Here is an 11,470-nt window from a genome sequence, read left to right as displayed (position 1 = left end):
TTATCCACGCTCTGCCAGACCTGTTTATCCATACTCAGCGCCACAAAGCGCTGGTCAGGGCAGGCGGCGATATCAACCAGCGCAGGGGTACCCTCGATCTGCTGGCGCTTCCAATCCAACTGCCCAATCGGGGTGGTTACAACAACACCGTCTGCCCCAACGGTCACAATTGTTTTGTCATTAACCGCAATACCCTGGAACTGATCCGTACGACGAACCTGTTTCTCAAGTTCGCTATTCACGCCATCAAGATCAAGCGGCGCTTCACACCCAGTTAAAAAAACAGGAACGGCCACGGCAACTAACGCTGCTTTCATTCCTCTGACTACGTAGTTCGGTTGCAGCTTCGCTGTCCGATTGTCGACGTATGTTGTTTTAATTATCGACGTCATTATTACATCACCAATAGCTTTTTTTATGGCGCTTTTACACCAGTACGTCCTTAATGATTGCAACCGTTATGCCAGTTCTAAAAAGACCTGACAAAAAACACATAAAATATATATATTTCAAACAGTTACATAAGAACTACCAATAAATTTATGATTTAATCAACTATCACTTCACCTATTCATTCATCAAATCATCAAAAGCAGACTCAGGCCTGACGAAATCGTTACCCTTAGTTTTAAGATGGCTTCTTCGGACAAAAAAAAACCAGCCTTTCGACTGGTTTTTGAAGGGGTTATACAGATTAGATCCGTTTGAACAGAGCCGATCTCGGCTGCTCTTCAGCACCATCTGCAGCGGTAAAGAAGCGCTCCATATGAATATCACGCTCAAACAAACGCCCCTGCATCAGAGTCGTAATCGCTGCATCGATCATCGGAGGTGGGCCACAGAGGTACGCTTTATGTCCATCAAAGCGTCCATCGAAGTACTTCTGAGCTGCTTCATGAACATACCCCGTAAACCCATCCCAGCTCTCACCCTCCTCGGGTGCATTCAGTGCTGGAATATAATGGAAGTTCTCATTCTCTTTTTCCAATGATTCAAACAGTTCACGATTGTAGAGCTCGGATACATTTCGCGCCCCCTGGAAAAGGTAGATCTCTCGATTATCACCCTCCTCCAGCAGTTCCAGAATCATCGATTGCGGACTGGATAAACCTGATCCACCCGCAATAAATATCGCGCCCTGTTGATCTGACTTACGGGTAAAGAACTGCCCGTAAGGACCGGAAACATCAAGTTCATCTCCAACCTGCAACTGCTCATGCAGATAGGTTGTTCCCGCACCACCCGGAACCTGACGTACATGCAGTTCCAGTGTTGTGTTATCTGAAGGTTTGTTGGCGATCGAAAAAGCACGCGAACCTTCAACACCAGGGATATTCAGATTGATATACTGCCCTGCCTGAAACTCCATCGCATCATCCAGCTCGAAATGTATCCCTTTGATTGTGGGTGATAGATCCACGATCTGAGATACAGTTCCTCTGAAATCACGTACCGGATAACCTTCAAAGTCATCATCAACATCGATATCAGCTTCGATGACCAGGTCTGATTCTGGCGTAGCACAGCACGCCAGGATCATCCCTTCATCGCGCTCCATATCCATTAAAGCAAAGGGAGAGGCATTGCCCAGATCGACATCACCCTCAGTCACCTGACATTTACAGGTTGCACAAGTACCGTGACCACATGCAAATGGCAGCCAAACGCCCTGACGCAGAGCTGCATCAAGAATCGTCTGCCCCTCATCCACTTCAATCACATCACCTGTAGGTTCAATTGTTACTTCATAGGTCATATTGCTCTCCCCACTCTATTTCTCTTATACACCTGCGTTCTGAAAACCTTTCAGCTCTGGCGTTTGAAAACGCAGCAGGGATTTATGATTCACGCCCTGTTCCTTCAGGGAAACATCCATCTGTGGTATGAATGGCTGACCATCCAGCAACCATTCAGTCGTTTCCCAGTTCACACTGGAAAACTCTTCATGCAGACTGAACGCTTCCGGTATCACTTCATGTAGCAATGTTTTGAATGACATCTCTGGCGGTACCGGATAAGCAAAAGCAGCGCAGAACATCATGTGATGATCCCAACCGACATATACCACCTGATTACCGTTGAAATTTTCCTGTTTATCGAGTACTTCGCCTTTATAATCAGGCGTAATTGCATTTACAGGCATTGTTATTCTCTCTGATCTTGGTCACAGCCCTACAGGAGAGCTGCAACCTTGTTATTCTTCTGTTACCGGATCAGGCAACACCTTTCCACTGTTTCCAGCGTTTCTCATCTGGAGAATCGGTCATATCCATGTTGTCTGCCCCCAGATTCATACGGTAGAAATCTGCCAGGACATTTTCGACATCAGGTCCGCCACAATTACCCTGGAAGATCTGATGAACAGGCAACCAGGACTGAACATACTTCTCTGGTTCATCCTCAAAGATGTCTTTGCAACCATCAGAGCAGAAGTGATAACGATCACCATTGTAGACAGTGTCGCGATAACAGATCTGAGTCGGATCATCCATCTCAGTGAACAGCATCGGTATCTGACAGGTTGTACAGAGCTGCGGCAGTGCCTTGGTGTAGAAACGTTTGCCTTCCGCTTCCATCTTCTTCGCCAGTTCCCAGCGCGGACGATAGTATTTATCAAACGTCTCTGGGTACTTCTCAGATAGCCAGTCCAGCTCTTCATCTGTAGGGATCCAGGTATGGAATCCAGCAGCATGACCATGGGTATAGAATGTCCACCATGCCTGATGGGAGATATGCTCTTTCTCTTTCTCGATCGTCTCAGCATATTTCGGCATCTTAATGCCATAACGAGCCAGATCTTTAAATAGCGCACCGCCCGCCTCTTCAAAGTAAACTTCCCAGGCTTCTTTCCAGGACATCACTTTGTTCGGCAGCATGTAATCCATCATCATCGCAACGATGGTCAGTAGACGGCTACCGCGCCAGAACCACTTGTCGATCCACTTCTGAACAATCGGAACATTATCTTCATGCTGCTCCAGCAGGAATTTGATCACCTCGAGTCCCAGCGTCATATGACGGGCTTCATCAGACTGAGCAGAGAAACCAAATGTCACTGTCGCCATATCACCGTTGTGAGCAGCACCCGACATAAACGGAACGAAGAGCAGGTTTGTCAGTACGTACTCAAATGAGAACCCGATCGCGATCATAAATTCAAACGGGCCAGCAGCACGAGCGTCGTTAAAGAACGACTTAGGTACCGATAGATACCAGACACGGTCATGCATATGACTGTAATCCTGGAATCCGTCAAAGAACTTGTTGTAGTGACTCATCGCATGGATCTGAGTCTGAACGTGACGCAGCTCATCCAGCGACTGCATCTGACAGGCAACACGTGCACCGACACCACCGAATTGGCGTCCCACATGTGCAAACCCCTGATACGCCTGATACTCAAGCGGCGAAACGCCGGTCAGGAAGATCTTAATCGCATTCACATAACGGGGATCTGAGACATTCAGATGACCATTGTTCTGCGAGAAAGCATCAAAAATAGCGTACAGCTTCTTCTCTTTCTCCGCCTGGTATTTCCAGTAGGAATCCATAGTCAGACGGAAGGGATCTTCCCACTTGGACCAATCAGTAATTTTGATCCCTTCAAACTCTTCAAACGGAAACGCCTCTTTACGATCTTCATAGGAGAAATCCCAATCCAGATCTCGCGTCAGCAGACGATATTTATCTTTGATATTTAATTTCTTAGCCATGATACAAACCTTTTATTCTTATTCGTTCCAATGCAGGCTCAGACTGTCATCGTCTTCATCAACATTGCCGCCCAGAGTGATCAGATTGAGATGCAGCTCCTGAACATCCCAGTCACGCCCCATCTTCTCTTCAACCGTTTCCCGGTTGACGGTCAGGCGACCTTCCATTTCGATACGAATCATTGCGGGCATGTGGATAACTGTTGCTTCCGGGTTATCCTCTTCAATGGCTTCAACGATGTAACGTGACTCATCGTTATCCTGCAGTGCGATATATACTTTTGACATGCGTTGAATCCCTCTTATTTGAATAGCCCAGCTTTTGCCAGACGCTTATCCAGAGCAGCTGAAGCTTGTGTCATTGCCTCTGCACCCAACATCTCTTCCGCCAGTGGCGTCAGCGCTTTAACAGCACTCTCTTTCCAACTGCTGATCCACTGTTCCAGCAACGCTTTGTTTTCATCTGACTCTGCTGCTGCTATTTTCAATGTTGCGTCCACCCAACGATTGGTATCTTTTGCCCAAACCTGAACAAACTCAGTCAACATACCAACATCCTGAGCACCATTCGCTTGTAGCCACTCATCAAACTGGGTGTAGAACAGATCAAGTATCAATGCATCCAGCACCACATCCTGAGCAACCAGAACCTCAAACCAGTCCTCTGTGACTGTCATTTTCTCAACATAAGCCCGCAAGCCCTGCCAGATCGATTCATTGGTCCAGTTGAGCTTGGCTTCAGCAAGAGAGTCACCACTGTTACCATCGAGAATCAGCCCTATACGTGACAGATACTGTGCGATCCCCAGCCGATCCATACCGTTATAGAGACAGGCCTGAGTAATCGCAGTACCGTAACCGTATGCACTTGCATACATGTTATTCAGATTCGCCCCGTGCTCGGCATGACGCAGCGGTACCAGATAGCGAATCAATTTCGCTTTCATCTCTTCAGTCAGCAGGTTTGCGAGGTTACGCCTTTCAAAGAACGCATAGTTATTCTCTGCAACCTCCTGCATTTTGGCACGCTGCTGGACATAGGTTCCGTAATAGAACTGACGTGGATCTTTGAACGCGTACCAATCGTTCATTTTGATCGCCGTACGGCTTGCGTCATTTAACAGCTTCTCCGGCTGCCATAACGGACGATAGTGCAGATACTCTTCCGACTGCACATCATAGGTCGCTTCTTGATAACGGGTCGCCGGCTTATCACCAAATCGACGTTCAATATGTGCAAACGTGTTGCGAACCGGCTCTAGCGTCGAGGTTTTGATTTCAATAGTCATTGCGGTTGTGCCCCAGCAAAACTTGTTTATTGTTATTGGGTTGCGCGATCGTGGTTATGGGCCATCAGGGTCTCTTCCCCATAGCGCCATTTTTCCATTTCGGCATCAACGGCCTGCATCTGCTCAGTTGTCATATGAACCACTTCATTCTTCTCGCAGAAGTGATCAAATGCCCCTTGAGGCATTACTAACTCAACAAACAGACTTGGGTCACCGATGGCGAAATCGAACTCAACGAACCGTGCACCTTTAGCACTGCGCACACGGATATATTTCACCAATCGATCAAATGATTGGGAGCCTCTACCCTGATGCATGTGTAAGTCTGCGTTTGTCATTTCGTTCAAATCACCTTTTGATCCATAGTCAGAAAGCTAACAGCAAGTGCTGTGCCATCCCGGCACAACCAGATCAAAAACCCCGCCCTAAAAAACAAACTAACCAATTGTTTTTAAAGGACATAAAAGCGAATTAATTAAATTAAAAAGAACTATCAATCAGGCAAAACATCGACATAAAGAATTACCCCACCCCCCTACCCAAAGGGTGATGAAATGATTAGGCTTAGGTTAAATATTAATTATTTGCTCAGCCGCTCTGTTCATTTTGAGCACTTATTAAGCAGATCCCGCACAGATCAACTGTGCACAACTTTTGCTTAGAAGACGCTCTCTTAACAGAACTCTTCTCAATCGAATAATTGAGCGGCATATAAGAAAAATAAATAAGGCGATACACGAATGAGCGAACACCCAGAATTGCAGTTTCCAACCTCTGAAGATCTGATCTCAAAAATTCAATTCGATTACGAGGATGGTAAAGTTTGGCTAGATGAGCAGAGGATGCTGCTCATTCACTCAGCAGTCATGGGATCACTGCGCAAAGAGCTGGTGACATCACTCGGCTTAGAGAGAGCCAGAGGCTTTTTGATGCGTTTTGGCTATCAAAGTGGGATGAAAGACGCTGAGCTGGCTCACAAAATCCGCCCGGAGATTTCAAAAGCACAAGCCTTCTTAGTAGGTCCGCAACTTCACTGTATAAAAGGGATGGTTCGAGTAGAACCAGTCGCGCTGGAATTTGATGTCGATAAAGGTGAATTCTATGGCGAATTCGCCTGGTACGACTCTTTCGAGTCTGAGGTACATATCAATGAGTTTGGTATGGCTGATGAACCGATCTGCTGGATGCTATTAGGCTACGCCAGTGGCTTCTCTACATACTATATGGGCCGCAAGATCATCTTCAAAGAAACCGAATGTGCCGGTGCAGGTCACGACCACTGCCATATCGTCGGAAAACCAGCAGAAGAGTGGGAGGATCAAGAGGAGCTGGAGAGATGTTTACTCCCAGATCCTATCGTTGAAGAACTGTTCGCACTGCGCTACGAAATCTCCACACTCCGTGAAAATATGGGCGGAAGTGCGAGCGATGATGACACCCTATTTAACTCCGTTGGCCAGTCAAAAGCGTTTAAGCATGTCTGCCATCTGATCCAACGCGCCTCAGCAAGCACTGTAACTGTCCTGCTTCAGGGTGAAACCGGTGTAGGTAAAGAGATCGTCGCGCGAGGCCTTCACCAATCCAGTGACCGAGCCGATAAACCCTTTATTGCAGTTAACTGCGCATGCATCCCCCCTGATCTGATAGAAGCGGAACTATTTGGGGTACGAAAAGGGGCTTATACCGGTGCAACCCAATCTCGCGAAGGTAAATTTGAACGCGCTAATGGCGGCACCATCTTCTTAGATGAGGTGATCGAACTTAACTCTCGAGCCCAGGCAGCCCTGCTCCGGGTACTCCAGGAAGGAGAGATGGAGCGTGTGGGCGATAACAAAGTTCAACATATCGACGTACGGATCGTTGCCGCAACGAATGAAGATCTGGCCAATGCAGTAAAAGAGGGCCGCTTCAGAGCAGACCTCTTTTATCGTTTGAACGTTTTTCCGGTGAATATCCCCCCACTGCGAGATCGTGTTGAAGATATACCGCTGTTGATTGAGCACTTCCTGGAAAAATACCACTCCATGTATAACAAGAAGACATTAGGGATATCTGACAAAGCACTACAATCGCTGCTCAGTTACAAATGGCCGGGAAATATTCGTGAGCTGGAGAACATGATTGAACGCGGCATCATCCTGACTGACAACAATCGCACTATCGATATGAAGTCTTTTTTCCCCTCTCTGGCAGAGCCTACGCACCCATTAAACATTATCAGTGACACAGGCTCTTTGGGCAGTTCAGAGGAAGGGGAATCCTCTAGCGAATCACTGATCGACCGATTATTGGAAAATAATTTTGATCTGAACAATTTTGAAAACCAGCTACTCGAAAGCGCGATGACTAAAGCCAGCGGTAATGTTACCCAGGCAGCCCGTCTACTGGGTATCACCCGCCCCCAAATGGCTTACCGCCTGAAGAAATAACCCTGCCTAACCTCGGCAAATGCCCAATCTGAAAAGGCTGGGCATTTTTTAGCATTTGATTAACTCATCATTTCCGCACTTGAATTTTAATCATTTCATGATTTGCCAACTGACTCCTTTCTAACTATCCTTATCTAACATTAGTTTACTTTTCTACTATTATTTTATTTTAACTAATTGTTTTTTATTGGATTTATTAAATTCAAATAAAAAATATAACCACCGCAAACTAAGACTGGCATAGGGATTGCCTTAGTAATAGCAACTGAGATTTACGAAATACCTATGAGCTCTGAAACAGATCAAACACCACAACAGTTCCTTATTCAGGTCACTAATCGCCAACAAAGCTATCAGTGCATCGAAGGTGAAAGCTTGCTGAAAGGCATGGAACTGGAAAATGCCCACTGTATTGAGGTGGGATGTCGCGGTGGAGGATGCGGGATGTGCAAGATCCGCATTCTGGAGGGTCGTTTCAACAGCAAACGTATGAGTAAAGCACATATATCAGATACGGAGTTGGCAGAGGGGTTTGCCCTGGCTTGCCGGGTGTATCCCTGCGGAGATATGCAGATCGAATCTGATCATTTTGAAATAAAAAGCGCTGCAGAAAAGTAATCAACATATTCAAAAGCGACATAACAAATATAAGGCTGAGGATAGTGAAATGAAAAAAGGTGTAATGCGACCTGGTCATATTCAGATTCGAGTATTGGATATGGACGAAGCTCTGGGCCACTACCGTGACCTGCTGGGTTTAATTGAAGTTCATAAAGACTCTGAAGGACGTGTCTACCTTAAAGGTTGGACAGAGGTAGATAAATTCTCCGTCGTCCTGCGTGAAGCCGATGAACCCGGCATGGACTTTGTAGGATACAAAGTTCTGAATAACGAAGTCCTTGATCAGTTACACAAAGAGCTGATCGAGTTCGGTTGCAAGGTTGAAGAGATCCCGGCAGGTGAACTGGACGGCTGTGGCCGCCGCATCCGTTTCGACTCTCCAACCGGCCATATGTTCGAGATCTACGCTGAAAAAGAACAGACTGGGAAATGGGGTGTTAGCAAAGTAAACCCTGAAGCGTTCCCGATGGATCTTAAGGGCATGAAAGCAACTCGTTTTGATCACTGTCTTCTGTACGGACCCAATATCGCAGGTACGATCGATCTATTCTGCAATGTGCTGGGCTTTGATCTTGCCGAGCAGGTTGTGGATGACGAGGGCACACGCCTGGCAGGCTTCCTCACAGCCAGTATGAAAGCACACGATGTTGCATTCATTGAACACCCGGAACCAGGCAAGTTCCACCACTCCTCTTACATTCTGGAAACCTGGGAAGATGTCCTGCGCGCTGCGGATCTGATCTCGATCACAGACACCTCACTGGATATCGGTCCTACCCGCCACGGTCTGACCCACGGCAAAACCATCTATTTCTTTGACCCATCCGGTAACCGCACCGAAGTGTTCTGTGGCGGTGACTATCACTACCCGGATCATGAGCCTGTTACCTGGCTGGCAAAAGACTTGGGTAAAGCGATCTTCTATCACGATCGTCAGCTCAACGAACGCTTCCTGAGTGCTCTGACCTAAATAGAGTCGCTAACAAAAAGCTGAAGAGGTGGTTTCCTTTACCCCTGCCTCTTCAGCGATATGACAGTTCATCTGTGGGTGGAGGGTCTGAATTTATTTCTGACTGAGAATGACTAATGAAAGAATTTAAGAACTTTATCAACGGCCAGTTTGTTGCTGCTGCAAGCGGCAAGACCTTCGAAAACCGGTGTCCGGTCGATGATAGCCTGATCGGCACAGTCCACGAAGCTGGACAACCAGAAGTTGATGCCGCCGTAGCGGCTGCTACAGCAGCCATGAAAGGCCCCTGGGGTAAAATGACCCAGGCGCAGCGCATCGAGATGTTGAACCGTGTTGCCGATCGCATCAATGAACGATTTGACGAGTTCCTTGAAGCAGAATGTTTAGATACAGGTAAGCCTCAGAAGATCGCTTCCCATATCGATATTCCACGAGGCGCGGCCAACTTTAAAGCGTTTTCCGAAACCCTGGCCAACCACCCAACTGAAGCGTTCAAACTGGACACGCCAGATGGCAAAAGCGCACTTAACTATGGCCATAGAACGCCCAAAGGCGTCGTCGCAGTTATCAGCCCGTGGAACCTTCCTCTTCTGCTGATGACGTTTAAAGTAGGCCCTGCGCTGGCCTGCGGTAACGCTGTTGTTGTTAAACCTTCAGAGGAAACACCTGCCACTGCCACACTTTTGGGTGAAGTGATGAATGAGTGTGGTGTTCCAGAAGGTGTCTATAACGTCGTTCACGGTTTCGGCCCTGACTCAGCGGGTGCATTCCTGACAGCCCATAAAGACGTAAACGCGATCACCTTCACCGGCGAAACCCGTACAGGTGAAGTGATCATGCGTGCGGCCTCTGTAGGTCTGCGTAACATTTCGATGGAGTGTGGCGGCAAAAACCCCGGCATTGTATTTGCTGACTGTGATATGGACAAAGCGATCGAAGGCACAATGCGTTCCGCCTTTGTTAACTGCGGTCAGGTCTGCCTGGGTACAGAACGCGTCTATGTTGAGCGCCCTATCTTCGAAGAGTTCGTTCAACGCCTTAAAGAGGGTGTTGAAAAGCTCAAACTGGGACGTCCTGAAGATCCAAGTGTCGATTTCGGCCCACTGGTTAGCCAGGAACATAAAGAGAAAGTTCTCTCCTACTACAAATTAGCTGTCGAAGAGGGCGCTAATGTTGTTATCGGCGGTGGCGTACCTGAAATGGGCGCTGATTTAAATGCCGGCGCATGGGTAGAACCTACGATCTGGACCGGCCTTGATGATAACGCACGCGTTATCAGAGAAGAGATCTTTGGCCCCTGCTGTCATATCCGCCCGTTCGATACCGAAGAGGAGGTGGTTGAACTGGCAAACGATACTGAATATGGACTCTCTGCTGCAGTCTGGACAGAGAACTCCTCCCGCGCTTCCCGAGTCGCTGAGCAGCTAGAGGTTGGCCTGTGCTGGGTTAACAGCTGGTTCCTACGCGACCTTCGTACCGCTTTTGGCGGTGCTAAGCAGTCCGGTATCGGCCGCGAAGGTGGTATTCACGGTCTTGAGTTCTATACCGAACTGAAGAATGTCTGCATCAAGCTTTAATTTAGTGGTGGGTGTGCCTCCGGAATTTACACCGGTGAGCCCCTGCCCTCAGATTCCGAAGGAATTTAATGATGGATAAACAGTTAATCCAACAGTGCGGTGATGAGCTTTATCAGGCACTGACTAAGCGGGAAACCCTGCGCCCGTTCACGGAACGCTTCGAAGATATCACCATCAACGATGCCTACCATATCTCTCTGCGCATGGTTGAACGTCGTGTTGAAGCCGGTGCAAGAATTATTGGCAAAAAGATCGGTGTAACATCCAAAGCGGTCCAGAACATGCTGAATGTTCACCAGCCTGATTTTGGCTATCTGACTGATGATATGGCTTTCAGTCAGGGTGAAGAGATGCCGATCAGTGAGAAACTGATTCAGCCTAAAGCGGAAGGTGAGATCGCATTCATCCTGAAAAAAGATCTGATCGGTCCGGGCATCACCAACGCAGATGTACTGGCTGCAACCGAATGCGTTATGCCCTGTTTCGAGATCGTCGACTCCCGCATTGAAAACTGGCAGATCAAGATCCAGGACACGGTTGCTGATAACGCTTCCTGCGGCCTGTTTGTACTGGGCGATAACGCAGTCAGTCCAAGTCAGGTGGATCTATCCACTTGCGGCATGGTGGTTGAGAAGAACGGTCAGATCATCTCCACAGGCGCTGGTGCTGCGGCCCTAGGTAGCCCTGTTAACTGTGTTACCTGGCTGGCGAATACCCTGGGTGAATTCGGCATTCCGCTGAAAGCGGGTGAAGTAATTCTCTCCGGTTCTCTGGTTCCCCTTGAACCGGTTCAGGCAGGCGACTTTATGACCGTCAGTATCGGCGGTATCGGCTCTGCTTCTGTACGTTTCACCTAAGCCGACCGAACTGA

The 11,470-nt window shown here is 47.8% G+C and carries 11 protein-coding genes and 1 pseudogene; 5 read left to right on the top strand and 7 right to left on the bottom strand.

What is annotated here, in order from left to right:
* The 7 genes and pseudogenes from Q0882_RS16420 to Q0882_RS16390 form a co-directional block, all read right to left on the bottom strand.
* Positions 1-392: pseudogene (locus tag Q0882_RS16420) on the bottom strand (hypothetical protein); the annotation flags it as partial.
* A gap of 302 nt (positions 393-694) precedes the next feature.
* Positions 695-1,756 (bottom strand): NADH:ubiquinone reductase (Na(+)-transporting) subunit F, encoded by a 1,062-nt coding sequence (locus Q0882_RS16415; RefSeq protein WP_299183992.1) that lies wholly within the window; start codon positions 1,754-1,756, stop codon positions 695-697.
* Positions 1,757-1,780: 24 nt separating this feature from the next.
* Positions 1,781-2,143: a phenol hydroxylase subunit P4 gene (locus Q0882_RS16410; protein WP_299183989.1), complete on the bottom strand. Its 363-nt coding sequence runs from the start codon at positions 2,141-2,143 to the stop codon at positions 1,781-1,783.
* A gap of 70 nt (positions 2,144-2,213) precedes the next feature.
* Positions 2,214-3,713 (bottom strand): aromatic/alkene/methane monooxygenase hydroxylase/oxygenase subunit alpha, encoded by a 1,500-nt coding sequence (locus Q0882_RS16405; RefSeq protein ID WP_299183986.1) that lies wholly within the window; start codon positions 3,711-3,713, stop codon positions 2,214-2,216.
* A gap of 18 nt (positions 3,714-3,731) precedes the next feature.
* Positions 3,732-4,001 carry an MmoB/DmpM family protein gene (locus tag Q0882_RS16400; RefSeq protein WP_299183983.1) on the bottom strand — a complete coding sequence of 90 codons (270 nt, stop codon included), beginning with the start codon at positions 3,999-4,001 and terminating at the stop codon, positions 3,732-3,734.
* 14 nt (positions 4,002-4,015) lie between these two features.
* A complete protein-coding gene (locus tag Q0882_RS16395) occupies positions 4,016-5,002 on the bottom strand; it encodes an aromatic/alkene monooxygenase hydroxylase subunit beta (RefSeq protein WP_299183981.1) in 987 nt (328 codons plus the stop codon).
* A 32-nt stretch (positions 5,003-5,034) separates the two neighbouring features.
* Positions 5,035-5,340 (bottom strand): phenol hydroxylase subunit, encoded by a 306-nt coding sequence (locus Q0882_RS16390; RefSeq protein WP_299183978.1) that lies wholly within the window; start codon positions 5,338-5,340, stop codon positions 5,035-5,037.
* Positions 5,341-5,742: 402 nt separating this feature from the next.
* Between Q0882_RS16390 and Q0882_RS16385 the strand changes: the two genes are divergently transcribed.
* The 5 genes from Q0882_RS16385 to dmpE all read left to right on the top strand — a co-directional run bounded on the left by Q0882_RS16385 (position 5,743) and on the right by dmpE (position 11,456).
* Positions 5,743-7,431 (top strand): sigma-54-dependent Fis family transcriptional regulator, encoded by a 1,689-nt coding sequence (locus Q0882_RS16385; protein ID WP_299183975.1) that lies wholly within the window; start codon positions 5,743-5,745, stop codon positions 7,429-7,431.
* A 285-nt stretch (positions 7,432-7,716) separates the two neighbouring features.
* Complete coding sequence (locus Q0882_RS16380) at positions 7,717-8,049, top strand: 2Fe-2S iron-sulfur cluster-binding protein (RefSeq protein WP_299183972.1); 333 nt, start codon at positions 7,717-7,719, stop codon at positions 8,047-8,049.
* A gap of 49 nt (positions 8,050-8,098) precedes the next feature.
* Positions 8,099-9,022 carry a catechol 2,3-dioxygenase gene (locus tag Q0882_RS16375; RefSeq protein ID WP_299183970.1) on the top strand — a complete coding sequence of 308 codons (924 nt, stop codon included), beginning with the start codon at positions 8,099-8,101 and terminating at the stop codon, positions 9,020-9,022.
* Between the two features lie 116 nt (positions 9,023-9,138).
* Positions 9,139-10,599 carry a 2-hydroxymuconic semialdehyde dehydrogenase gene (locus tag Q0882_RS16370; RefSeq protein ID WP_299183967.1) on the top strand — a complete coding sequence of 487 codons (1,461 nt, stop codon included), beginning with the start codon at positions 9,139-9,141 and terminating at the stop codon, positions 10,597-10,599.
* Positions 10,600-10,670: 71 nt separating this feature from the next.
* Complete coding sequence (gene dmpE / locus Q0882_RS16365; protein ID WP_299183998.1) at positions 10,671-11,456, top strand: 2-oxopent-4-enoate hydratase; 786 nt, start codon at positions 10,671-10,673, stop codon at positions 11,454-11,456.
* Positions 11,457-11,470 lie beyond the last annotated feature (14 nt).

Source organism: uncultured Neptuniibacter sp., assembly GCF_947498015.1.
Lineage (GTDB): Bacteria > Pseudomonadota > Gammaproteobacteria > Pseudomonadales > Balneatricaceae > Neptuniibacter.
This window is presented reverse-complemented; position numbering and strand designations above follow the sequence as displayed.

Coding starts and splice junctions, on each gene's coding strand:
- Q0882_RS16415 (WP_299183992.1), bottom strand. CDS start 1,756: ATGACCTATGAAGTAACAATTGAACCTACAGGTGATGTGATTGAAGTG.
- Q0882_RS16410 (WP_299183989.1), bottom strand. CDS start 2,143: ATGCCTGTAAATGCAATTACGCCTGATTATAAAGGCGAAGTACTCGAT.
- Q0882_RS16405 (WP_299183986.1), bottom strand. CDS start 3,713: ATGGCTAAGAAATTAAATATCAAAGATAAATATCGTCTGCTGACGCGA.
- Q0882_RS16400 (WP_299183983.1), bottom strand. CDS start 4,001: ATGTCAAAAGTATATATCGCACTGCAGGATAACGATGAGTCACGTTAC.
- Q0882_RS16395 (WP_299183981.1), bottom strand. CDS start 5,002: ATGACTATTGAAATCAAAACCTCGACGCTAGAGCCGGTTCGCAACACG.
- Q0882_RS16390 (WP_299183978.1), bottom strand. CDS start 5,340: ATGACAAACGCAGACTTACACATGCATCAGGGTAGAGGCTCCCAATCA.
- Q0882_RS16385 (WP_299183975.1), top strand. CDS start 5,743: ATGAGCGAACACCCAGAATTGCAGTTTCCAACCTCTGAAGATCTGATC.
- Q0882_RS16380 (WP_299183972.1), top strand. CDS start 7,717: ATGAGCTCTGAAACAGATCAAACACCACAACAGTTCCTTATTCAGGTC.
- Q0882_RS16375 (WP_299183970.1), top strand. CDS start 8,099: ATGAAAAAAGGTGTAATGCGACCTGGTCATATTCAGATTCGAGTATTG.
- Q0882_RS16370 (WP_299183967.1), top strand. CDS start 9,139: ATGAAAGAATTTAAGAACTTTATCAACGGCCAGTTTGTTGCTGCTGCA.
- dmpE (WP_299183998.1), top strand. CDS start 10,671: ATGGATAAACAGTTAATCCAACAGTGCGGTGATGAGCTTTATCAGGCA.